Origin of the sequence: Pseudomonas abyssi (assembly GCF_003444685.1) — a bacterium.
GTDB lineage: Bacteria > Pseudomonadota > Gammaproteobacteria > Pseudomonadales > Pseudomonadaceae > Halopseudomonas > Halopseudomonas abyssi.
The window spans coordinates 1,398,097-1,421,765 of record NZ_LMAZ01000001.1 but is presented as its reverse complement, the minus strand read 5'-3'; the positions used below and the strand labels follow the sequence as shown (position 1 = coordinate 1,421,765).

The following is a 23,669-nucleotide window of genomic DNA, read 5'->3' as shown; positions in this document are numbered from 1 at the left end:
TGTCTGGCTGCGCTCAGACGGTAAAAGCGTCTTGCAGGAGTTTTTCCTGCTGTTCCGCGTGCATGGAAGGATGTCCACAGGCCGGTGCGGCGGAAGCCTCACGTCCAGCGTAGTCCAGATACAGATTCTTGGTCTTGTGCTGGGAAAGCACACGGCGCATATGGTGCTGGCTGCAGTACCAGGCGCCCTGGTTCATCGGCTCTTCCTGGCACCACACCACCTTCTTCAGGTGCTTGTAGGGCGCCAGAACCTCGGCCAGATCATCCTCAGGGAACGGATACAGCTGCTCGATACGCACGATGGCGATGTTGTCCGCTTCTTCGTTGCGGCGCTTCTCCAGCAGGTCGTAATAGACTTTGCCGCTGCACATGATCACGCGATCCACTTTCTTCGGATCGATCGCGTCGATCTCGGGAATCACGGTCTGGAAGGACCCGTCGGCCAACTCTTCCAGGGTTGAAGTGGCCAGCTTGTGGCGCAGCAGCGACTTGGGCGTCAGGGCAATCAGCGGCTTGCGCAGCGGACGGATCACCTGACGGCGCAGCATGTGATAAACCTGCGCCGGCGTAGACGGCACGCACACCTGAATGTTGTGCTCGGCAGACAGCTGCAGGAAACGCTCCAGGCGCGCTGAAGAGTGCTCCGGACCCTGACCCTCGTAGCCGTGCGGCAGCAGCATGGTCAGACCACACAGGCGTCCCCACTTGTGCTCGCCACTGGTGATGAACTGGTCTACCACCACCTGAGCACCGTTGAAGAAGTCACCGAACTGGGCTTCCCAGATGACCAGCGCATTCGGGGTGGTGGTGGCGTAGCCGTATTCAAAGGCCAGCACCGCTTCCTCGGACAGCAGCGAATCATGGATGTCGAAACGCGGCTGGTTCTCGCTAAGCTTGCGCAGCGGCACGTAGGCGCGGCCATCGTTCTGGCTGTGCAGCACGGCGTGGCGGTGCGAGAAAGTACCGCGACCCACGTCCTGGCCGGTGATGCGCACCGGGTGACCTTCGTGCAGCAGCGTGGCGTAGGCCATGGTTTCGGCAAAGCCCCAGTTCAGCGCCAGCGCACCGGCAGCCATCTTGCGACGGTCTTCGATGATCTTGCCAACCTGACGCTGCAGTACCAGACCATCGGGCAGGTCAGTCAGCTTGTTGGCCAGCTCCTGCAGGGTTTTCAGATCAAAACTGGTGTCGTGACGCGCAGTCCACTTGTGATTCAGGTAAGGCGCCCAGTCAACGAAGGAGCCGGTGTCGGGCTCCTTGACCAGACTCTTCACCACATGGTCACCATTATCGAGGGCGTTGCGGTACTCCTCGAAACGCTCCTGCACCTCATCGCTGGTCAGCACGCCCTCGCCTACCAGGCGTTCAGCGTAGATGTCGCGAGTGGTGGGATGCTTGGTGATCACCTCATACATCAACGGCTGCGTACCGGACGGCTCATCCGCTTCGTTGTGACCACGGCGGCGGTAGCAGACCATGTCGATGACCACGTCACGCTTGAACTGCATGCGGTAATCAACCGCCAGCTGAGTAACGAACAGCACGGCTTCCGGATCGTCACCATTGACGTGGAAGATCGGCGCCTGAATCATCTTGGCAACGTCGGTGCAGTACTCGGTGGAGCGCGCATCGTCCTGGCGGCTGGTAGTAAAGCCGACCTGGTTGTTGATGACGATGTGAATAGTGCCACCGGTCTTGTAGGCACGGGTCTGGGACATCTGGAAGGTTTCCATGACCACGCCCTGCCCTGCGAAGGCGGCGTCGCCGTGGATACTGATCGGCAGCACCTTGTCACCGGTGGCGTCCAGACGGCGGTCCTGACGGGCGCGTACCGAGCCCTCAACCACCGGAGACACGATCTCCAGGTGAGACGGGTTGAACGCCAGCGCCAGGTGGACTTCACCGCCGGAGGTCATCACGTTGGACGAGAAGCCCTGGTGGTACTTCACATCACCGGAGCCCATGTCGACCTTTTTCTTGCCTTCGAATTCGTCAAACAGCTCGCGAGGGTTCTTGCCGAGGGTGTTGACCAGGACGTTCAGACGGCCACGGTGTGCCATGCCAAGCACAACTTCCTGGGTGCCGTAGGAGCCGGAGCGCTGAATGATCTCGTCCAGCATCGGAATCAGGCTCTCGCCCCCCTCAACACCGAAACGCTTGGTGCCCGGGTATTTGGTGCCCAGATACTTCTCCAGGCCTTCAGCCGCGGTCAAGCGCTCAAGCAGGTGACGCTTGGTGTCGGCGCCGAGCTGGGGCTTGCCGCGCACGCTTTCAATACGCTGCTGGAACCAGCGGCGCTGGGTGGAATCGACGATGTGCATGTACTCGATACCGAAGTTCGAGCAATAGGTCACCTTGAGTGCGTCGAGGATTTCACGCAGGGTCGCTTCGTCCTTGCCGATCTGCAGCTCACCGGTACGGAATACGGTGTCCAGATCTGCGTCGGTCAGGTCGTAATCAGCGAGGGTCAGATCAACGATTTCTTCGCGCTTCCAGAGCCCCAGCGGGTCAAGGTTGGAAGCTTGATGGCCACGCATCCGGAAGGCCTGAATCAGGCGCAGGACATCAATCTGTTTCTTTTCATGCTCGCTGCTGACAGCGCCACCGCTGGCGGCCTGAGGCCGGCGATTGCTCTTGGCAAGATGAAGGAAGTGATCGCGGACGGTGGAATGGGGTACGTCCGAACCGGCATGGCCGTTTACCTGGGGCAGCTTCTGGAAGTAGCTGCGCCACTCTTCGGCAACGCTGTTCGGATCTTGCAGATAGAGCTCATAGAGCTCTTCAACATAGGAGGCATTCCCACCGTCAAGGTGAGAGGTACTCCACAGCTGCTGCATTACGCTGTCTGGCATGCTTGGTCACCCTCTATAAGGGGACACCACCTGGCGCTAAGACCATTAATTGGCAAGGCAAAGCCTTGTCATCCGCGCGAAACATGCTGGCGTTGATCCGGGAGCAGTGTCGCTGCCTCCGATCCTGCCGCCACCTATTCCGTTGAACGGAAAATTGCCGGCCCCGACAGATAGTTCGGGTGTTACCCGAGTGCCCCTGTTGGTTTAGGTACATATACAAACCGCTGCTTTTTGAGCGTGCGGTTCGTTAAAAAACTGTCCGGCTCCTTGTGCCAGGAGCCGGCTCAGGCCAACTTAATGCAATTACAACCGATCAGGTACCGCTTTGCAGCAACATGTTGCGGATGTGACCGATAGCGCGGGTCGGGTTCAGACCCTTCGGGCACACATTCACACAGTTCATGATGCCGCGGCAACGAAATACGCTGAACGGATCATCCAGAGAAGCCAGACGCTCGGAGGTCTTTTCGTCGCGGCTGTCCGCCAGGAAGCGGTATGCCTGCAACAGACCAGCCGGGCCAATGAACTTGTCCGGGTTCCACCAGAAAGAAGGACAGGAAGTCGAGCAGCATGCACAGAGAATACACTCGTACAGGCCATCCAGCTTCTCACGCTCTTCAGGTGACTGCAGGCGCTCGATAGCGGGCGCCGGCGTGTCGTTCTGCAGATACGGCTGCACTTTTTCGTACTGCTTGTAGAAGATGCTCATATCTACAACCAAGTCACGAATTACCGGCAAACCAGGCAACGGACGCAGCACCAGCTTGTTGTTCTTCACGACCGCAGACAGCGGAGTGATACAGGCCAGGCCGTTTTTGCCGTTGATGTTCATGCCGTCAGAACCGCAAACGCCTTCGCGGCAGGAGCGACGGTAGGAAAAACCGACGTCCTGTTCCTTGATCAGGGCCAGCACGTCAAGAACCATGATGTCCTTGCCGTTGGTGTCGACCTGAAAGTCCTGCATGAACGGGGCGTTGTCGCTCTCCGGGTTATAACGATAAACACTTACTTGCAACATATCGATGACCCTCAGTAGGTGCGCACTTTAGGCTGGAACGTCGGAACAGTCTTGGGCGAGAAGTTAACTGCACGCTTTCTGAGTTCTTTGGTACCCGGCATGAACAGGCTGTGGCACAGCCAGTTCTCGTCATCGCGATCTTCGAAGTCTTCGCGAGCGTGGGCACCACGGCTTTCCTTGCGGCCCTCTGCTGCAATGGCGGTGGCTTCGGCCACTTCGAGCAGGTTTTGCAGTTCCAGTGCTTCGATACGTGCAGTGTTGAACGCTTGGCTCTTGTCGTCGATCTTGACGTTGGCGATGCGCTCACGCAGGTCGGCAAGTTGCTTGATGCCTTTCTGCATGTACTCACCGGTGCGGAATACACCGAAGTAGTTCTGCATGCAGTCCTGCAGTTCCTTACGCAGCGGTGCAACGTCTTCGCCAGTGGCGCGCTCGTTGATACCCGCCAGACGAGCCAGCGACTCATCGATGTCGGACTCGGAGGCACCACGGTATTCGATGCCTTCTTTCAGTGCCGACTCAAGGTGCAGACCGGCAGCGCGGCCAAAGACAACCAGGTCAAGCAGCGAGTTGCCGCCCAGACGGTTGGCGCCGTGAACCGATACGCAGGCGATTTCGCCAACAGCGAACAGGCCTTCAACGATCTTGTCGTTGCCTTCAGCGTCCTGGGTAATGGCCTGACCGTGGATGTTGGTAGCCACACCGCCCATCATGTAGTGACAGGTCGGAACAACCGGCACCGGCGCGGTAACCGGGTCAACGTGCGCGAAGGTTTTGGACAGCTCACAGATACCGGGCAGGCGGCTGTGCAGCACTTCTTCACCCAGGTGATCCAGCTTCAGCAGTACGTGATCCTTGTTAGGACCTACGCCGTTACCAGCCAGGATTTCTTTGACCATGGAGCGCGCAACAACGTCGCGGCCGGCCAGGTCTTTCGCGTTCGGAGCATAACGCTCCATGAAACGCTCGCCCTGGGCGTTGATCAGGTAACCGCCTTCACCACGGCAACCCTCGGTAACCAGTACACCGGCGCCGGCGATACCGGTCGGGTGGAACTGCCACATCTCGATGTCCTGCACCGGCACACCGGCACGCAGAGCCATACCGACACCATCACCGGTGTTGATCAGGGCGTTGGTGGTCGAGGCATATATTCGACCGGCGCCGCCGGTGGCCAGCACGGTTGCCTTGGCACGAATATAGACGGTCTCGCCGGTCTCGATGCAGATGGCGATAACACCGACGATGGCGCCGTCCTGGTTTTTGACCAGATCGACTGCATACCATTCGTTCAGGAAGGTGGTGTTGTGCTTGACGTTGTTCTGATACAGCGTGTGCAGCAGGGCGTGACCGGTACGGTCGGCAGCAGCACAGGTACGGGCAGCCTGGCCACCCTCACCGAAGTTCTTGGACTGACCACCGAACGGACGCTGATAGATACGACCGGTTTCAGTGCGGGAGAACGGCAGACCCATGTGCTCCAGCTCGAAGACCGCTTCCGGGCCGACGGAACACATGTACTCGATTGCGTCCTGGTCACCGATATAGTCGGAGCCCTTGACGGTGTCGTACATGTGCCAGCGCCAATCGTCATTCGGATCAGCAGAAGCAATGGCACAGGTAATACCGCCCTGGGCGGATACGGTGTGCGAGCGAGTCGGGAATACCTTGGTTACAACAGCAGTCTTGTGACCACCTTGAGCCAGCTGCAGCGCTGCGCGCATGCCGGCACCGCCGCCACCAATGATGATGGCGTCAAAAGTCAGTGTGCGAATAGTAGACATTTAGTTACCCCAGAGAATCTGCACGCCCCAGACAAACAACACGAACATGACCAGACCGCAGACCGCCTGGAACAGGAAGCGGACAACGGTGGCAGACTTGCCAAGCGCCATGGGAGTCAGGTAGTCGGTTGAGATGGTCCACATCCCGACCCAGGCGTGCACACTCAGCGCCACCAAGGCAAGAATACTGAAGATACGCATCCAGTTCTGGGCGAACAGACCCTGCCAGTCGGCATAGGTCAGACCCGGGTTGCAGATCAGGTAACCAAGCAGAAACAGTACATAGACAGCCAGCAGTACAGCGGAGACGCGCTGCGCCATCCAGTCATACAGACCGCTGCGAGACAGGTTGGTGACATTCGTTACCATATCCACACCCCCAGAAGAACAATCACGATGGCGGAAACCACGATTACTACCTGCGAACCACGTTTGCCGCTTTCCAGCCCTTCACCGACACCTGCGTCCATTACCAGGTGACGAACACCGGCGATCAGGTGGTAGAGAAGCGCAGACAGAATGCCCCAGATGACCAGCTTGGCCAGGGGGTTCTGCAGACAGCTCTTGACCTGCTCAAAGCCACTCTCCGAACTGAGAGAGGTGTCGAGCATCCAGAGCAGAATTGCGATTGCGACGAACAGGATAACGCCAGAAATGCGATGCAAAATTGACGTGTAGGCGGTTACAGGAAGCTTGATTGTCCTGAGGTCAAGGTTGACGGGTCTTTTGCTATTCACGGCTATATTCACACTCATGGCCCTGTGGACAGGGCTGGATTATAGGAAGATGCACTTTGACACCTTTAATGACCCGCCCCAGCAGCCTCTGGCGAAGCCCTGCGGGTCACTTTGCCGGTCAAGGAGTATAGTGACTTAGGCCATTGATTACAACGGAACAGCCGGCGGGAAACGCTCTGTTTCCGCGCTGCCAAGTCTAGCCAAACAACAAGAAAAGCTTGCAATTAAACCTTTTAATTGACCTCATTTCCTTTCACTATCCGCACAATTGACAAACCGATTTATCACCTTATAGTGATGCGGGCCCTGCGTGGGGGGTCACCTTTTCGATACAGCAAAACAGGAGGCCATCAATGGCTGACAAAAAAGCGCAGTTGATCATCGAGGGCGCGGCCCCCATCGATCTGCCGGTCTACTCAGGGACCATGGGCCCCGATGTCGTGGATGTCCGCGGCCTCACTGCTGAAGGCGTATTCACCTTCGATCCAGGCTTTATGGCCACCTCTTCCTGCGAATCCAAGATCACCTATATTGATGGTGAGAAAGGCGTACTCCTGCACCGCGGCTACCCCATTGACCAGCTGGCAGAGAAGTCCGACTTCCTGGAAACCTGCTTTCTGCTGCTCAAGGGCGAACTCCCCAGCGCAGAAGAGAAAACCAAGTTCGATAACACCATCAAGAACCACACCATGGTTCACGAGCAGCTGAAGAACTTCTTCAACGGCTTCCGCCGCGATGCTCACCCGATGGCTATCATGTGTGGCGTCGTTGGCGCCCTCTCCGCTTTCTACCACGACTCCCTGGACATCAACGACCCGCACCACCGCGAAATTTCCGCCATTCGCCTGATCGCCAAGATGCCGACCCTGGCCGCCATGGTCTACAAGTACTCCATGGGCCAGCCCATGATGTACCCGCGCAATGACCTGAGCTACTCCGAAAACTTCCTGCACATGATGTTCAACACACCCTGTGAAGAGAAGAAGATCAGCCCGGTACTGGCCAAGGCAATGGACCGCATCTTCGTCCTGCACGCCGACCACGAGCAGAACGCCTCCACCTCCACTGTACGCCTGGCCGGCTCTTCCGGCGCCAACCCGTTCGCCTGTATCGCAGCCGGCATTGCAGCACTGTGGGGTCCGGCTCACGGCGGCGCCAACGAAGCGGTACTGCGCATGCTGGACGAGATCGGCGATGTGTCGAACATCGAAAAATTCGTTGCCAAGGCAAAGGACAAGGACGACCCGTTCAAGCTGATGGGCTTCGGTCACCGCGTCTACAAGAACTTCGATCCGCGCGCCAAGGTCATGAAAGAGACCTGCGACGAAGTACTGGCCGAGCTGGGTATCAACGACCCGCAACTGGAACTGGCCATGAAGCTCGAAGAGATCGCGCGCAACGATCCCTACTTCAAAGAGCGCAACCTGTACCCGAACGTCGACTTCTACTCCGGCATCATCCTGAAGGCGATCGGCATTCCGACCGAAATGTTCACCGTTATCTTCGCCACCGGCCGCACCCCGGGCTGGATTGCACACTGGAACGAGATGATCAGCGGTCCGTACAAGATTGGCCGTCCGCGCCAGCTGTACACCGGCTCGACCCAGCGCGACTACCCCAGCAAGTAAGTCGCCTGTAGCCAATAAAAAACCCGCCTCTGCGGGTTTTTTATTGCCCTCGCGCCGCCCCTCTAGCCAACAGATGTCGGCACCCGCATCACCTCAGCCACCTAACGTGACGGTGGACGAAAACGCTCCAACCTCACCCAGATTTCCCGCAAGTTACTTGAGACAGGAAAAGAGCTTGCGCACACCGCGCCTCAGCGCTCGAAACAACCAGAACGGCGGCATCGCCGGCATGTAGAAATCATGCTGTGACGGCGATACAGGGATCTGCTTTTTGGGCGACCGGGGCTTCTCATTGCAACTCATGGCGCAACCTCCTTTGAAATGGAAGCATCACCTTCTCGCGCAACAATTGTTCAATCCAGCGAATTCAAATAACATGCATGTTCAATTTAATTGAACGAAAATATCATGACCACGACTCCGAAAGGCACCGCCCTGCCGCTACTGGAACTGGATTTGCTGCGCAGCTTCATTGCCATTGCCGAGACCGGCAGCTTCTCTACCGCCGCAACGCAGGTACACCGCACGCCGTCTGCCATCAGCATGCAGATCAAGCGCCTGGAAGAACTGCTTGGCTACCGTCTACTGACGCGCGAGCCACGTCGCGCCAGCGTCACGGCCGAGGGCGAAGCACTGCTGGGCTTTGCCCGGCGCATGCTCAACCTCAACGAGCAGGCCCTGAGCCGGTTTTACCACCCAGAACTGAGCGGTAGCGTCCGCCTCGGTACCTCCGATGACGTGGGCACGCGTATCCTGCCAACGGTGCTGAGCAGCTTTGCGCGCAGCTACCCCGGCGTACAAGTGGATGTGGTAATGGCGCGCAGCAAGGATATGAGCGAACAGATACGCCAAGGCGAGCTGGATCTGGCTCTGGTCACTTCTGGCAGCCATGCACCCAGTGGCGAGGTAGTTCATACCGAGCAACTGGTCTGGGCAGAATGCGCAGGCGGACAAGCCGCAACACTGCGCCCCTTACCACTATCGCTGGCCGGCACCGGCTGCGTATGGCGAGAAGCAGCCTTGGCCGCACTTGATCGCGCCGGCGTGGCCTATCGTATTGCCTACGTGAGCGAGCACTGTGCGGGCCAGCAAGCGGCAATGGAGGCCGACCTGGCGGTAGCGCCCTTCCCGCGAAGCCTGGTAAGAAAACCGCTCAAAATCGTCGACAACGCCGCCGGCCTTCCATCGCTGACCAGCTACCAGATCGTGCTTGAGCGCAGCAGTAATGGCAGCCCGTTGGTCGACGCGCTACATAGCTTTGTCATACAGAGCCTTGCGAACCTCTGAGGCAGCAGCGTCCAGACAGGCCGACCAGCAAGCGCCGTGCTGCACTGTACAGGTCATTACGGCCACCACTGTACCGCAGCAAATCACGCCAGACGTGATTGTATAGGCAGCTCCACCCCACCACCCGACGGAGCCTGCCACGTCATGTCCGCCAGAGATCTTGCATTCGCCTTGCTGGTCATTTTGCTCTGGGGGCTCAATTTTGTCGTGATCAAGATTGGCCTGGACAGCCTGCCTCCGATGCTGCTGGGCGCAACACGTTTCACGCTGGCAGCCATTCCCGCCATCTTTTTCATTCGCCGACCACAGGTGCCACTACGCTGGCTTGTCGCCTATGGCCTGACCATTTCCTTCGGTCAGTTCGCCTTCCTCTTCAGCGCCATGGACAACGGCATGCCCGCCGGACTCGCATCGCTGGTGCTGCAGTCGCAGGCGTTTTTCACCCTGCTGCTCGCGGCCCTGCTGCTGTCCGAGAAAGTGCGCGCGCACAACCTGATCGGCCTGCTGGTGGCGGCAACGGGGTTACTCTTCATCGGGCTGCACAGCGGCGCCAGCATGACCACCACCGGCTTGCTGCTGACACTCTGCGCTGCGTTGATGTGGGCCTGCGGAAACATCATCACCAAGCGCGTTGGCCAGGTTGACCTGACGGCGCTTGTGGTCTGGGGGAGCCTGGTCCCGCCACTGCCATTTCTGGCCATGTCACTCTGGCTGGAGGGGCCTGCGCGGATCACCGATGCATTGGCCAATATCAGCGGCGCAGCACTTTTTGCCCTGGCCTACCTGGCGTTCGGCGCAACATTGCTCGGCTACAGCCTGTGGAGTCGGCTGCTGTCTCACTATCCTGCCGGGCAGATTGCCCCCTTCTCGATGCTGGTCCCTGTCATCGGGCTCAGCTCCGCAGCCGTGTTGCTGGACGAGGAGCTCAGCCAGCTCCAGCTGATCGGCACCATCCTCATCATGGGCGGCCTGACAATCAACGTATTTGGTGCGCGACTGGGGCGCCGCCGTCAGCAGGCCGCATCAACGCCGGTTGCCGACTCCAGCCAGCCAATGATGCGCAACGCATCCGTGCGCGACTGACCACACACGGATGGCTCCGGCAGAAAGCCCGAGCATACTGCCGGGCGCTCCGGCGAGCCGAAAATCGCGCAGCGCATATCCGCCAATAACTGCACGCAAGGCACGCCTGCCGGCTTACCGCCAGGCATGCCGGGAATCGGCGAGGTGATTGAAGGCGCCGTACAGCAGGCACCACACTCGGCGCGGCACTCCATCAGCTGTCGCGCTGCAGCCGTGCAATCAGGCTGGAGGTATCCCAGCGACCGCCGCCCATCGCCTGGACATCCGCGTAAAACTGATCGACCAGCGCCGTTACCGGCAAGCGAGCACCGTTGCGCCCCGCCTCCTCCAGCACAATCGACAGGTCCTTGCGCATCCAGTCGACGGCAAAGCCAAAGTCGAACTCGCCATCGAGCATGCTGCGGTAGCGATTTTCCATCTGCCAGGACTGAGCCGCACCTTTGCTGATAACCGACACCACCGCATCGCCGTCAAGACCTGCCTGCTGGGCGAAATGTATCGCCTCCGACAACCCCTGCAGCAGTCCGCCAATACAGATCTGGTTGACCATCTTGGTCAGCTGCCCACTGCCGACCGGCCCCATGAGCCGCAGCATGCGCGCGTAGCAACTCAGAATCGGCCTGACCAGATCGAACACCGCTTCATCGCCGCCCGCCATAATGGTCAACTGACCGCTTTCTGCACCCGCCTGCCCACCGGAGACCGGAGCATCCAGAAAGCCGACGCCCTGCTCGCCAGCCAGTGCCGACAACTCCCGCGCCACGCCAGCAGAGGCGGTTGTATGGTCAACCAGCACCATGCCATTGTGCGCACCGGTCAAGACACCCTGCTCTCCGCAAACCACCTCACGCAGGTCATTATCATTACCCACACACAGCAGCACCACATCCTGACCGCGCGCGGCCTCGGCAGGGGTCGCCGCCGACTTCCCGCCATAGCTCTCAACCCAGCTGGCGGCCTTGGCGGCCGTACGGTTGTAAACGGTGACCTGATGGCCGGCCCGCTGCAGATGGCCCGCCATGGGATATCCCATCACGCCCAACCCGATGAATGCGACGTTTGCCATACCGCTTCTCCTCTGGCTCTGATCGCGCCACGCGACCTGCTTCGATTGTGCTCACTGCGAGCAATTGCCCGCCCCAGCGGCGCTCGGCATAATGAGCGCCCTTTTCATGTTCAGGAGTATCGCCCGTGTTTCAGGTAAATCAGTATTTCGACGGTCAGGTTGCCTCCATTGCCTTCAAACAACCTGAAGGCGCCGCTACCGTGGGCGTCATGGCCGCGGGCGAATATGAGTTTGGCACCAGCCAGCTGGAAATCATGCACGTCATCAACGGCGCGCTGACCGTGAAATTGCCGGGCAGCGACGAGTGGAATACCTACAACGCCGGCGATCAGTTCACCGTACCCGCCAACAGCCGCTTCAATCTGAAGGTAGAGCGCGATACCGCGTACCTGTGCGAGTACCGCTAAGTACCCTGCCCGGCGCGCCCTGCGCCGGGCTTTTTCAGAACCCTTCCGGCGCTTCGGTCATACCGACGCGGTAGCCTTCGATAAAGGCCTCAGGCATGCGCTTGGGCCGGCCGGTCGACAGCTCGATGCAGACAAAGGTCGTGCGCGCCCGCAACAGAGTCGCCCCGTCCGACTTGCGCACCAGCTGAAAATGCCGGGTCATGCGCAGCTTGCGATCCCAACTGAAAATCCAGGTCGCCATTTCCAGCTCGTCACCTTCATAGGCCGACGCCAGATAGTCGATCTCATGGCGCAGAACCGCCATGGCGCGGTTCAGCTCGCGGTACTCGGCCAGCCCCAGCCCGAGCGACTGTGAATGCTGCCAGGCGCAGCGCTCGAGCCAGCGCACATACACCGCGTTATTGGCATGCCCAAGCTCGTCGATATCGTCCGCACCGACCAGGATCGGCAGAGTGAAAGGCGTTGGCAGATCCCAGCTCACGAAATACATCTCCCCAAAAACAGATTCACCGCAATGTGATGACCGATGGTACTACAAAGACACGTCAAGGATGCGCAGCAGAGCCATGCAAAGCGGCTGCGCGTGGCGTAGTCTGAGGGGCACCCGTTGCCACAGAGTGCCCGTCATGTTCAAGCAGCTGAATTTTCCCATCCTGCTCATCCACCCGGCCATTGGCCAGAACAACGTCGCCGGCCGCCAGCTTGAGGCGCTATTCCAGGCTTTGGATGAAGAGGGTTTTGAAGTTCTGGGCGCAGAACACCTGGAGGAAGGCCGCCTCATCGCAGAGGCGCATCGCGGCCTCTCCTGCATCCTCTTTACGCCAGAGGCAGTGCCGGACCTGCAGGAAGTCGAAGCGCTGTTCAGCGCGGCCCACAGCCGCTCCCCCGAACTCCCCATCATGGCATTGAGCACGCGGCAGAGCATTGACCCGGAATTGCTCTCGGCACTGCGCGAACTGCATCAGATACGCGGCATCATCTACCTGTTCGAGGATACGCTGCCGTTCATAGCAGGCCAGATCGCTCGCACCGCACGCAGCTATCTGGCGCAACTGCTGCCGCCGTTTTTCAAGGCGCTGCTCGATTACACAGGGCGCGCCAGCTACTCCTGGCACTCCCCCGGGCACGGCGGCGGCGTCGCCTTTCGCAAAAGCCCTGTGGGCCGCGCCTTTCATGATTTCTTTGGCGAAAACACACTGCGTTCCGACCTCTCGGTGTCGGTACCCGGGCTGGGCTCGCTGCTTGACCATACCGGCCCGGTGGCTGAAGCCGAGCATCACACCGCACGGGTGTTTGGCGCCGATCACAGTTTTTACGTGGTCAACGGCACCTCTACCGCCAACAAGATCATCTGGCACGCCTACGTCACCCGCGACGACCTGGTCCTGGTCGACCGCAACTGCCACAAGTCGATCCTGCACGCGATCATCATGACCGGTGCCATCCCCATTTACCTGACGGGCTCACGCAACGACTACGGCATCATCGGCCCGATTGCCCACGACCGCTTCAGCGGCGCGCAACTGGCCGAACACATCGCCAGCCACCCGCTACTCAAGGACCGTGATGCACCACGCATCCGCCTGGCGGTCCTGACCAACTCGACTTACGACGGCCTTTGCTACAACACCGACATGATCGTCGAACAGCTGCAGGACCGGGTAGAAGTCCTGCATTTTGACGAAGCCTGGTTTGGTTACGCCGCCTTCCACCCCTTCTATCATGGCCGCCACGGCATGAGCCGCAGCCGCCCGCGCGCCAGCGGCCACCCACTGCTGTTCGCTACCCAATCCCCGCACAAGGTGCTTGCCGCACTCTCTCAGGCCTCGATCATCCTGGCCCGCGACAGTGCGGACCAGCAGCTGGACCACGAGCGCTTCAATGAGGCGTACATGATGCACACCTCCACCTCCCCGCACTACGGCATGATTGCCTCCATCGACGTCGCTACCGGCATGATGGCCGGCCCGGCGGGCGAATCGCTGGTACAGGAAACGCTGGACGAGGCCCTGTCATTCCGCCGCGCGATGCAGCAAAGCGCCGAGCAGCTGGATGACGAGCAATGGTGGTTTGATGTCTGGGAGCCTGAAGACGCTCTGGAGAGCGACAATCTGCACAGCAAGGACTGGACCCTCAAGGACCGCGCCGACTGGCATGGCTTCGGCACCATGGCTGATAACTACGCGCTACTGGATCCGATCAAGGTCAGCTTGCTGACACCGGGCGTCGAGGAGAAGGGTCGATTGGCCAAAAGCGGCATCCCCGCCGCCCTGGTCACACGCTTCCTGGCCAACCGCGGCCTGGTCGTCGAGAAAACCGGTCTGTACTCCTTTTTGATCCTGTTCTCTCTGGGTATCACCAAGGGCAAATGGAGCACCTTGCTGTCGGAGCTACGCGAGTTCAAGCGTCTCTACGACCTGAACGCGCCACTGGAAAGCACCCTGCCTGATATTGCCGGGCAACCGCCTTACGCCGGCCTGGGATTGCGCGATTTGGGCGAACAGCTGCACCGCTGCTACAAACAGCACTCACTGGTGCGCTTGCAGCGCGACATGTACACCGAGCTGCCACAGATGCACCTGCGGCCCGCCGACGCCTACCAGCAGATGGTACGCGGCCATGTCGAGCCAGTGCCCGTTGACGCACTCAGCGGACGCATGAGTGCGGTCATGCTGGTGCCCTACCCGCCCGGCATTCCCGTCATCATGCCCGGGGAGCGCTTTCCCGAGGATAACGTGATTGCCGCCTACCTGGACGCCGCCATCGATCTGGAAACGCGCTTTCCGGGATTTGGCAACGACATACACGGCCTGCGCAACGACCTGATCGCCGGCGAGCGTCGCTGGCGAGTGGACTGCCTGGTCGAATAGCTGAATGGCGCCGAACAAATCGCGGGCAAAAAAAAGCCGACATCAGACGATGTCGGCTTTTGAAATGGTGGAGCTAAGCGGGATCGAACCGCTGACCTCCTGCATGCCATGCAGGCGCTCTCCCAGCTGAGCTATAGCCCCAGGTCTTGCGACCCTGACACACTTGCGTGCATCGGTAAAAATGGCGTCCCCTAGGGGACTCGAACCCCTGTTACCGCCGTGAAAGGGCGGTGTCCTAGGCCACTAGACGAAGGGGACGCAATCCCTTCTCTGAACAGGCTGGAATCTGTTCAGCAGTGTAGAAAACAGGCCAACGCGAACGTCGACCAAAAAACTTGGTGGAGCTAAGCGGGATCGAACCGCTGACCTCCTGCATGCCATGCAGGCGCTCTCCCAGCTGAGCTATAGCCCCGTCTCAACGACGGTGCGCATATTAAGATTGACGCTCTGGCCTGTCAACAGAAATTTACGCAAAACAGCAACTTATCTAAAACACAGCCACAAGCTGGAAGCTGTAAGCCGCAAGCTGATTGGGGTGGCGGCGAATCGCGGCGAGAGGCTCGAACCCCGCGCCGTTTTTTGCTTTTGCTTTTGCTTTTGCTTTTGCTTTCAGCTTCTAGCTTACGACTTACCGCTTGCAGCTTACCGCTTGCAGCTTGCAGCTTGCAGCTTGCAGCTGGAGGCTAGATAGCCTCCAGTTCCTTCTGCCACGCCTTGTTCTCTTTCTTCGAGGTGCCGCCCAGCAGTTCGACGGTCTGGCGCAAACGGTAGCGGGTAAGGTCCGGGCCCAGATGTGCCATGGCGTCCAGTACCGAGACCGAGCTGGCCTGGCCGGTGATCGCCGGGAACAGCAGCGGCATCAGATCACGCAGCTTCAGTTCCATATAGGCTGCGACAGCCTGAATGACACCGGTGATGTTGTCCTTGTCCCAGTCGCGCAGCGCTTCCAGCTTCCAGAGCAACAACTGCAGCGCCTTGCGCACGCCCTCGGCGTCCAGCTTTTTGTGCACAAACAGCTCAGGTGCGGGATCAACCTTGCCGGCCATAAAGAAGCCCAGCAGGTTCGGCAGGTCACTGAAGGTTTCTACCCGGGTCTGAGCCAGCGAGATCATCGGTTTGAGATACGCCGGATTAAGCGCCCATTGCTGCACTGCAGTGGCAAAGTCGTCCTCTGACAGCTCCCGAATCCACTGCCCGTTCAGCCAGGACAGCTTCTCGATATCGAAGATAGGACCGCCCAGTGAGACGCGCTGAATGTCGAAGTGCTCGACCATTTCTGCCAAGGTGAACTTTTCCCGCTCATCCGGCATGGACCAGCCCATACGGCCGAGATAGTTCAGTAGCGCTTCAGGCAGATAGCCCATGCGCTGGTAGAAGGTGATGCTGGTCGGGTTCTTGCGCTTGGACAGCTTGCTCTTGTCCGGGTTACGCAGCAACGGCATATGGCACAACGCAGGCATGTCCCAGCCGAAGTATTGGTACAGCAGGATATGTTTGGGCGCGGAGTTGATCCACTCCTCACCACGCAGTACGTGGGTAATGCCCATCAAGTGGTCATCTACGACGTTGGCCAGGTGATAGGTCGGCAGACCGTCGGCCTTCATCAGCACCTGCATATCGACCTGTTCCCACGGGATGTCGATCTCGCCACGCAACATGTCCTGCACCTTGCAGGTGCTTTCGCTCGGCACTTTCATCCGTACGACATGGGGCTCACCTGCCGCAACGCGGGCACTCACCTCATCGGCGCTCAAATGCAGGCAGTGACCGTCATAGCCGGGCGTTTGCTTGTTGGCCATCTGCTCGGCGCGCAATGCATCCAGACGCTCACTGGAACAGAAACAGCGGAAGGCGTGCCCCTTCTCAATCAGCTCCTCGCTATGCTGATGATAGATGGCGCTGCGCTCACTCTGACGGTAAGGACCGTGGGGACCGCCGACGTCCGGACCTTCATCCCACTCCAGCCCAAGCCAGCGCAGCGAGTCGAGAATCTGCTTCTCGGAGGCAGCGCTGGAGCGCACCTGGTCGGTATCTTCGATACGCAGGATAAACTGGCCGCCGTGCTGGCGGGCAAAGCACTGATTGAACAGCGCAATGTAGGCGGTGCCGACGTGCGGATCACCGGTCGGGGAAGGCGCAATGCGGGTACGAACAGTCATGGACTCTCTCGATCTGGCGTCCCGCCAAGGCGGGACTGACTTCAGGGATGCAGCGGATTTTATCAGGGCTTACGCCTCGACCTCTATATGACTCGACGAGCGCAGATGCAGCTGCTCGACGACAAAATCGATAAAGGCCTTGACCTTCATGGCCTGGAAACGGCGCGACGGGTACATTGCGTACAGCTCACTGGACGGCAGCTCGGTCTGCTCAAGCACACGCACCAAGGTACCGGCCTCGACGCAGGGCTCGGCAATAAATGCCGGCACGTTGATGATGCCTACGCCGGCCAGTGCAGCCTCGCGGGCAAAGGTAATGTTATTGACCACCAGTACCGGATTGATGGGCACGCTGGCCGCTGGCGAGTCGAAACGCCACTTGCGCGCGCCGTCCACCAGGGCGTGAATGCAGCGATGATCGGACAACTCCTCCGGGCTCTGCGGCATGCCATAGCGTTGAATGTAGTCGGGGCTGGCGTACAACTGCCTGGGACTGGTCATAAGTCGCCGGGCAACCAGACTGGAGTCCTGGGGGCGCCCAAGATAGATGACCACATCGACGCCCTCTTCCACCGGGTCAACCACCCGCGTGGTCAGCTCGACTTCGACCTGAATGGCCGGATAGCTGCGCATGAACTCGCCCACAACACCGCCCAAAAACAGTTGACCAAATTCGATGGGAGAGCTCACCCGCAGCAACCCCGTGGGCTCGCGCTGCAACTGCATGATGGCCTGCTCGGCCTCAGAAAACTCCTGCATGATCTGCCGGCAACGCTCGTAGTAGGCCTGCCCCACCTCCGTGAGACGCAGCTTGCGCGTGGTGCGATTGAGCAGGCGCACGCCCAGGCGCTCTTCAAGCTGGGCAAGGCGTCGACTGACCGTGGACTTCTGCATCCCCAAAGTGGCGGCGGCACTGGTAAAACTGTGGCATTCAACGACTCGCGTAAAAATCAGCGCATCATCCAAACCCATAGGTACTGTTCCCTGGCTGCAACAAAGTTTCCAGATTCTAGCGCCTCCGACGCTATGAGGAACAGTGATAGAGTGCAGTCAGAAAAATAAATGAGAAATGGTATGTCTGCCCGAGTTAGAGCCCGTCTGTTCGTCTTTCTGCTTATCTGCGCCACAGTGGGACTTGCCGCTTTCGCGCATTGGTGGCTGGTCGGTCGTTACTTTGAAGAAACCGATAACGCTTACGTTCAAGGCGATATTACCTACGTCTCCAGCCGGCTGTCGGCCCAGGTCACCGAAGTACTGGTCGAAGACAACCAGGCCGTGGCCCCAGGCGATTTGCTGGTACGCCTCGATGCTCGCGACTTCGAGATCGCCCTCGCTGAAGCCAACGCCAACCTCGCCACCCGCCGCGCCGAGCATCAACAGGCGCAATCACGCCTGGTCCAACAAGACAGTCTGATCGCCGCGGCTGCCGCCAACGTCGACGCCAGTGAGGCGGAACAGCGCCGTATCGAGCTGGATATCAAACGCATTACCCCGCTACGCCAATCGGGCTACGCCTCCGAAGAGCAACTCAGCAACTACCGCGCCCAACTGGAAGTGGCCCGCGCGCAAGTCAGCAAGGCGCAGGCCGATCGTCAGACGCAACAGCTGGCCAAGGACACCCTGGCTGCCGATATTGCCCGCCTCGATGCCCAGATTCAGGTGGCCGAGGCGGCAGTACAGCAGGCGCAACTTGACCTGGAGCGCACGGAGATCCGAGCGCCCGTGGCCGGGCGGATCGGCCAGCGCAATGTTCGTATCGGTCAGAACGTTTCCTCCGGCAGCAACCTGCTGGCGGTGGTGCCCGATACCGATCTGTGGATTAAGGCCAACTTCAAGGAAACTCAGATCAGCCGCATGCACGAAGGGCTGAAAGCCGAGCTGGTATTCGATACCTTTCCCGATCAGCCGGTGACCGGCACCCTGCAGAGTCTTTTCCCGGCCTCTGGCGCCCAGTTCAGTCTGCTGCCGCCTGACAACGCGACCGGCAACTTTACCAAGGTGGTGCAGCGCATTCCGGTCAAGCTGGTGGTCGATGCGGACAGCCCGTTGGCGGGACTGATTCGTCCGGGCATGTCGGTTATGGTCAAGGTCGACCTGCGTGACTGACGCTGGCTCGGCCCACGATATTCCGCCACCCGGCAGGCGCGACTGGATAGCGCTGCTGAGTGCGATCCTTGGTGCCTTCATGGCGATTCTGGATATCCAGATCATCAACTCGTCGCTCAAGGACATTCAGGGCGCGCTGTCGGCGACCGTCGAAGAAGGCTCCTGGATCTCTACGTCGTACCTGGTCGCGGAAATCATCATCATCCCGCTGGCTGCCTGGTTGACCATGATCCTGTCGCCACGGCGATTTGCCGTGACCATTTCGGCGATCTTCGTCATCGCCTCCCTGCTCTGCTCCATGGCCTGGAATCTGGAAAGCATGATCGTCTTCCGCGCCCTGCAGGGTCTGGCGGGCGGCGCACTGATCCCCTTTGCCTTTACCCTGATCCTGACCAAGCTGCCGCCAAACCAGCGCCCCAAGGGCATGGCGATGTTTGCCATTACCGCCACCTTCGCGCCCTCCATTGGCCCCACCATTGGTGGCTGGCTGACCGAAAACTTCGGCTGGGAATACATTTTCTATATCAACATCGTGCCGGGCATCCTGATGGCGACCGGTCTGATGTATGGCCTCGACAAGGGCAAACCCCGCTGGGAATTGCTGCGCCAAGGCGACTATTTCGGCATCGTGACCATGGCGATCGGCCTTGGCTGCCTGCAGGTCTTTCTCGAAGAGGGTCACCGCGAGGACTGGTTTGAATCCAATCTGATGGTCGCACTGGCGGTGATCAGCTTTATCGCGCTGGTCAGCTTTGTGATCGTGCAGCTCACGCGCGACAACCCGCTAGTCAACCTCAGACTGCTCAAAGACCGCAACTTTCTGCTGGGCAGTCTGGCCAACATCGGCCTTGGCGTCGGCCTGTACGGCACCGTGTTCGTACTACCGGTCTACCTCGCGCAGATCCAGGACTACAACGCCCTGCAGATCGGCCAAGTCATCATGTGGATGGGTGTTCCCCAACTGCTGATCATCCCGCTGGTCCCCATCCTGATGCGCTTTATCGACGCCCGCCTGCTCTGCTCCTGCGGCTTCTTTCTGTTTGCCTTCGCCAGCTTTTACAGTGGCAGCCTGAGCCTGGACTTCGCGGGTGACCAGTTTATTGCGATCCAGATATTCCGGGCCTTCGGCCAGCCCATGGTGTTGGTCCCCATGTCGATCATTGCGACCGCGATGATTGCACCATCCCAGGCCGGCTCCGCTTCCAGTCTGTACAACATTCTGCGCAACCTCGGCGGCGCCATCGGCATTGCCGCACTGGCCACCATTCTCGACAGCCGGGCCAAGTACTATTTCGACTTCCTGCGTGAGCACATTACGCCGGGCAACCCGGCCTTCGAGGAGCGTATGCAGCTACTCACCAGCCAACTCGGAAACGAGCAAAGTGCGCTGCAGCTACTCAGCAACCAGGTGCACCAGCAGGCTGCGATCATGGCCTACAACGATGCCTTCCACCTGATCGCCATGATGCTCGGCTGCTCGATGGTGTTCGTGCTGCTTTGCCGACCACTGCCCAAAGCACCGGCGCCAGCCGCGACTACCGAGCCACAACCGGCGCACAGCTGAGCAGCACGCCCCGCAACTGTGTCTTTTTTTGAGCGCTCTATAGCCATAGAGCCATCCTGCGAGTAGCATCGGCAAATATTGTCAAATATTTCAAACGATCTGCACAGGTGCCTTCATGGTCGACACTCAGCACACTACCTCCTACTACGCCGCTTCAGCCAACCCCGCGCCAGCTCGACCTGCGCTGCAGGGCAGCGGCGAAACCGACGTCTGTGTGATTGGCGCCGGCTTCACCGGTATCTCGGCGGCATTGCACTTGGCCGAACAGGGGTTTCGGGTCACCGTGCTGGAGGCTGTGCAGGTGGGGTTTGGGGCATCCGGGCGCAACGGCGGGCAGATCGTCAATAGCTACAGTCGCGATATCGACGTCATCGAGCGCACCCTGGGAGCGGATCAGGCACGCCTGCTGGGCGATATGGCCTTTGAGGGTGGACGCATCATTCGCGAACGTGTCGCGCGTTACAACATTGACTGCGACCTGAAGGACGGCGGTGTGTTTGCCGCCCTGAATGGCAAGCACATGAAGCACCTGGAAGCCCAGAAAAAGCTCTGGGAGCGCTATGGCAACACCCAGTTGGAACTGCTCGACGAGCGCCGCATTCGCGAGGTCGTCAATACCGACATCTACACCGGCGGCATGCTGGACATGAGTGGTGGCCACATCCACCCGCTGAACCTGGTACTTGGCGAGGCGGCGGCTTTCGAGTCATTGGGAGGCGTTATCCATGAGCACTCACCGGTGACGCGTATTGATCAGGGCGCCAATCCGGTGGTCCATACGGCCGAGGGTCAGGTAAAGGCCCGCTACGTGATCGTAGCGGGCAACGCCTACCTCGGTAACCTGCTGCCGCAGTTGGCGGCCAAATCCATGCCCTGCGGCACTCAGGTTATTACCACCGAGCCGCTGTCCGAGGAGTTGGCCAACTCGCTGCTGCCCCAGGACTACTGCGTGGAGGATTGCGCCTACCTGCTCGATTACTACCGCCTCTCCGGCGACCGTCGCATGATCTTTGGCGGCGGCGTGGTCTACGGCGCACGCGATCCAAGCAACATCGAGGCGCTCATTCGCCCCAACCTGATCAAGACCTTTCCGCAGCTCAAGGACATCAAGATCGAGTACGCCTGGACCGGCAACTTTCTGCTGACCCTGTCACGGCTTCCTCAGGTCGGCCGTATCGGCGACAACATCTATTATTCCCAGGGCTGCAGTGGCCATGGCGTCACCTTTACCCACGTCGCCGGGCGCGTGCTAGCCGAGGTATTGCGCGGTCAGGCCGAGCGTTTTGACGCCTTTGCCGCGTTGCCACACTACCCCTTCCCCGGCGGACGCCTATTGCGTGTGCCATTTACTGCCATGGGTGCGTGGTACTACCAGATGCGCGACAAGCTGGGCCTGTGAACAGGTAGTCGCAAGAGGTGAAATAGATCACACAGGCGATGGCACTTTGGAACCTCTGGACGTTGCGTGGGTCGTTTACATTGAGCGCAGCCTGCGCATCGGACGGCCACCCTTAGGTGGTTGAAAGCTTCCAAGCAGGGAAGCCACAACAAATGAGGAAATAACCCATGACTTTCATGCGATCCACCAAGCGTTACCTGTCCATCCTGCTGACTGCCCTGTTCATGCTGACCTCCATGGCCAGCCTGCAGGCCCAGGCCGCCATGGTCGGCACCGGTGAAGCCGTTGCCCAGCAGCAATTGAGCGTCGACCGTGCCGAACTCAAGGCCATGCTGGACGATCAGGACGTACAGGCCAAGCTGGCCAGCCTGGGTGTATCCCAGGACCAGGTTGAACAGCGCATCGACAGCCTGACCGCTGACGAGCTGGCCGACTTCAACAGCCAACTGGATGACGCCCCTGCCGCCGCCGGTGTCGTAGGCATCATCGTGCTGTTTCTGGTCATCTTCATCATCACCGACATGCTGTGTGCCACCAACGTCTACAGCTTCGTCAACTGCGTGAACTGAGCTCATGTACAAGGCCGTTCGCCTTGGCCTGCTCCTCGGGCTGACAGCCATGCTGTCAGCCTGCGCCGGCCTCGCTCCCCGCACCACCGCTGAACTCCCTACCGACCTGCCCCCCAATCGCCTGCTGACCGACTTGCCGTTCCATGCGCAGGACGCCTACCAGTGCGGCCCCGCGGCGCTGTCGATGATGCTCGGCCAGCGCGGTATTGAAATCGCCCCAGCGCAACTCACAGGTCGCGTGTACCTGCCCGAACGCAAGGGTAGCCTGCAGGTTGAAATGGTCGCCGCCGCTCGTGAGCAGGGCTTGCTGGTCTACCCTCTGGCCGGGAAGCTGGGCGCCATCCTGCGCGAACTGGACGACGGCAACGCCGTTCTGGTGATGCAGAATCTGGCCTTCGACTGGTATCCCCAATGGCATTATGCCGTTGCCGTTGGCTACGACCTGAACACCCGCGAACTGATCCTGCATTCCGGGCTGAACGCGCGCCAGCGTGAGCCCTTCTCGGTATTTATGCGCACCTGGGACCGAGCCGAGCGCTGGGCCCGTGTTGCCGTCCCTCCCGAGCGCATTCCTGCCACCGCCGAACCGCTGCCCTTCCTGGCCGCCGCCGCCGATCTGGAACAGGTCGGCCAGACCGACAGCGCAAGCAAAGCCTACCAGGCCGCCGCCGAGCGCTGGCCGGACCAGCCTGCCGCCCTGCTGGGACTTGGCAATATCGCCTGGCACAACGGGCAGCAAGCCGAAGCCATTGAGCACTTCAGCGAGCTGGTGCGCCGCTTTCCCGGCTACTCGGCTGGCTGGAACAACCTGGCGACCGGCATGCAGGAAATGGGCTGCGACACTGCCGCGCAACAGGTTCGCAGCTGCGCAGCAGCCAGCCTGGAAGACAGCCAGGCAGCAGCCACTGATTGCCTGATTCCTGTCTGCCGCTGACGGGGCGCTGTCGTTGCCAGGCCCCGGTGCGCCAGTTTTCCCGCACCTTGCGCAACAATCTGCGCACTGCGCCGCGATCACCGTCACAACCTAGCGGCGCACTGTCAAAAGACTAGCGCAACCCATTGATTTAAAAGACACAAGAATCCAGGCACAGCCCTTGCTGCAGCTCAACCAATAACCCAGGACGGGTTCTGTTGAGCACCT

General features: G+C 59.9%; 20 protein-coding genes and 3 tRNA genes. 10 read left to right on the top strand and 13 right to left on the bottom strand.

Features of this window, described 5'->3' with window-relative positions; genetic code table 11:
* Positions 1-13 precede the first annotated feature (13 nt).
* The 5 genes from ASB58_RS06505 to sdhC form a co-directional block, all read right to left on the bottom strand.
* Positions 14-2,851: a 2-oxoglutarate dehydrogenase E1 component gene (locus ASB58_RS06505; RefSeq protein WP_096005148.1), complete on the bottom strand. Its 2,838-nt coding sequence runs from the start codon at positions 2,849-2,851 to the stop codon at positions 14-16.
* Between the two features lie 313 nt (positions 2,852-3,164).
* Positions 3,165-3,869, bottom strand: a complete 705-nt coding sequence (locus ASB58_RS06500) for a succinate dehydrogenase iron-sulfur subunit (RefSeq protein WP_083729180.1) — start codon at positions 3,867-3,869, stop codon at positions 3,165-3,167.
* Positions 3,870-3,880: 11 nt separating this feature from the next.
* Entirely contained in the window at positions 3,881-5,653 is a 1,773-nt protein-coding gene (gene sdhA, locus ASB58_RS06495; protein WP_096005147.1) for a succinate dehydrogenase flavoprotein subunit, read from the bottom strand.
* Positions 5,654-6,022 carry a succinate dehydrogenase, hydrophobic membrane anchor protein gene (gene sdhD / locus ASB58_RS06490; RefSeq protein WP_083729176.1) on the bottom strand — a complete coding sequence of 123 codons (369 nt, stop codon included), beginning with the start codon at positions 6,020-6,022 and terminating at the stop codon, positions 5,654-5,656. It abuts the gene before it with no gap.
* Positions 6,016-6,402, bottom strand: a complete 387-nt coding sequence (gene sdhC / locus ASB58_RS06485; protein WP_096005160.1) for a succinate dehydrogenase, cytochrome b556 subunit — start codon at positions 6,400-6,402, stop codon at positions 6,016-6,018. The genes sdhD and sdhC overlap by 7 nt, the downstream gene beginning before the upstream one ends.
* A gap of 341 nt (positions 6,403-6,743) precedes the next feature.
* Between sdhC and gltA the strand changes: the two genes are divergently transcribed.
* From gltA to ASB58_RS06470, 3 genes are all read left to right on the top strand, one after another.
* Positions 6,744-8,018, top strand: coding sequence for a citrate synthase (gene gltA / locus ASB58_RS06480; RefSeq protein ID WP_083729174.1), 1,275 nt, complete (start codon positions 6,744-6,746; stop codon positions 8,016-8,018).
* Positions 8,019-8,426: 408 nt separating this feature from the next.
* Complete coding sequence (locus tag ASB58_RS06475) at positions 8,427-9,305, top strand: LysR substrate-binding domain-containing protein (protein WP_118129725.1); 879 nt, start codon at positions 8,427-8,429, stop codon at positions 9,303-9,305.
* 144 nt (positions 9,306-9,449) lie between these two features.
* Complete coding sequence (locus tag ASB58_RS06470; RefSeq protein ID WP_118129724.1) at positions 9,450-10,388, top strand: EamA family transporter; 939 nt, start codon at positions 9,450-9,452, stop codon at positions 10,386-10,388.
* On the opposite strand, the gene ASB58_RS20180 is transcribed toward ASB58_RS06470, so the two are convergent.
* Together ASB58_RS20180 and ASB58_RS06460 are read right to left on the bottom strand one after the other, a co-directional pair.
* Positions 10,316-10,582, bottom strand: coding sequence for a YkgJ family cysteine cluster protein (locus tag ASB58_RS20180; protein ID WP_118129723.1), 267 nt, complete (start codon positions 10,580-10,582; stop codon positions 10,316-10,318). The two genes, ASB58_RS06470 and ASB58_RS20180, sit on opposite strands and share 73 nt — an antisense overlap.
* A complete protein-coding gene (locus tag ASB58_RS06460; protein WP_118129722.1) occupies positions 10,582-11,454 on the bottom strand; it encodes an NAD(P)-dependent oxidoreductase in 873 nt (290 codons plus the stop codon). The genes ASB58_RS20180 and ASB58_RS06460 overlap by 1 nt, the downstream gene beginning before the upstream one ends.
* A 125-nt stretch (positions 11,455-11,579) precedes the next feature.
* Between ASB58_RS06460 and ppnP the strand changes: the two genes are divergently transcribed.
* The gene (ppnP, locus tag ASB58_RS06455) at positions 11,580-11,861 is read left to right on the top strand and encodes a pyrimidine/purine nucleoside phosphorylase (RefSeq protein ID WP_118129721.1); all 282 of its coding nucleotides are present in this window, start codon (positions 11,580-11,582) and stop codon (positions 11,859-11,861) included.
* Between the two features lie 34 nt (positions 11,862-11,895).
* Here ppnP and ASB58_RS06450 read toward each other — a convergent pair whose 3' ends face one another.
* Positions 11,896-12,342 (bottom strand): acyl-CoA thioesterase, encoded by a 447-nt coding sequence (locus ASB58_RS06450; RefSeq protein WP_118130017.1) that lies wholly within the window; start codon positions 12,340-12,342, stop codon positions 11,896-11,898.
* Positions 12,343-12,487: 145 nt separating this feature from the next.
* Here ASB58_RS06450 and ASB58_RS06445 point away from each other — a divergent pair, with 145 nt between their 5' ends.
* Positions 12,488-14,731 (top strand): Orn/Lys/Arg family decarboxylase, encoded by a 2,244-nt coding sequence (locus tag ASB58_RS06445; RefSeq protein ID WP_118129720.1) that lies wholly within the window; start codon positions 12,488-12,490, stop codon positions 14,729-14,731.
* 65 nt (positions 14,732-14,796) lie between these two features.
* Here ASB58_RS06445 and ASB58_RS06440 read toward each other — a convergent pair.
* The 5 genes from ASB58_RS06440 to ASB58_RS06420 all read right to left on the bottom strand — a co-directional run bounded on the left by ASB58_RS06440 (position 14,797) and on the right by ASB58_RS06420 (position 17,862).
* Positions 14,797-14,872, bottom strand: a tRNA-Ala gene (locus ASB58_RS06440).
* Between the two features lie 41 nt (positions 14,873-14,913).
* Positions 14,914-14,989, bottom strand: a tRNA-Glu gene (locus ASB58_RS06435).
* 78 nt (positions 14,990-15,067) lie between these two features.
* A tRNA-Ala gene (locus tag ASB58_RS06430) sits at positions 15,068-15,143 on the bottom strand.
* Positions 15,144-15,414: 271 nt separating this feature from the next.
* Complete coding sequence (gene gltX / locus ASB58_RS06425) at positions 15,415-16,890, bottom strand: glutamate--tRNA ligase (RefSeq protein WP_118129719.1); 1,476 nt, start codon at positions 16,888-16,890, stop codon at positions 15,415-15,417.
* Positions 16,891-16,959: 69 nt separating this feature from the next.
* Positions 16,960-17,862 carry a LysR family transcriptional regulator gene (locus tag ASB58_RS06420; RefSeq protein ID WP_118129718.1) on the bottom strand — a complete coding sequence of 301 codons (903 nt, stop codon included), beginning with the start codon at positions 17,860-17,862 and terminating at the stop codon, positions 16,960-16,962.
* A gap of 102 nt (positions 17,863-17,964) precedes the next feature.
* Between ASB58_RS06420 and ASB58_RS06415 the strand changes: the two genes are divergently transcribed.
* The 5 genes from ASB58_RS06415 to ASB58_RS06395 all read left to right on the top strand — a co-directional run bounded on the left by ASB58_RS06415 (position 17,965) and on the right by ASB58_RS06395 (position 23,462).
* Positions 17,965-18,996 carry an HlyD family secretion protein gene (locus ASB58_RS06415; protein WP_118129717.1) on the top strand — a complete coding sequence of 344 codons (1,032 nt, stop codon included), beginning with the start codon at positions 17,965-17,967 and terminating at the stop codon, positions 18,994-18,996.
* The gene (locus ASB58_RS06410; protein ID WP_235827234.1) at positions 18,989-20,560 is read left to right on the top strand and encodes a DHA2 family efflux MFS transporter permease subunit; all 1,572 of its coding nucleotides are present in this window, start codon (positions 18,989-18,991) and stop codon (positions 20,558-20,560) included. The genes ASB58_RS06415 and ASB58_RS06410 overlap by 8 nt, the downstream gene beginning before the upstream one ends.
* Positions 20,561-20,675: 115 nt before the next feature.
* Complete coding sequence (locus ASB58_RS06405; RefSeq protein WP_118129716.1) at positions 20,676-21,959, top strand: NAD(P)/FAD-dependent oxidoreductase; 1,284 nt, start codon at positions 20,676-20,678, stop codon at positions 21,957-21,959.
* A 176-nt stretch (positions 21,960-22,135) separates the two neighbouring features.
* Entirely contained in the window at positions 22,136-22,528 is a 393-nt protein-coding gene (locus tag ASB58_RS06400; RefSeq protein WP_181977892.1) for a PA2779 family protein, read from the top strand.
* A gap of 4 nt (positions 22,529-22,532) precedes the next feature.
* On the top strand, positions 22,533-23,462 hold the full coding sequence (locus ASB58_RS06395) for a PA2778 family cysteine peptidase (protein ID WP_235827233.1): 930 nt from the start codon (positions 22,533-22,535) through the stop codon (positions 23,460-23,462).
* Positions 23,463-23,669 lie beyond the last annotated feature (207 nt).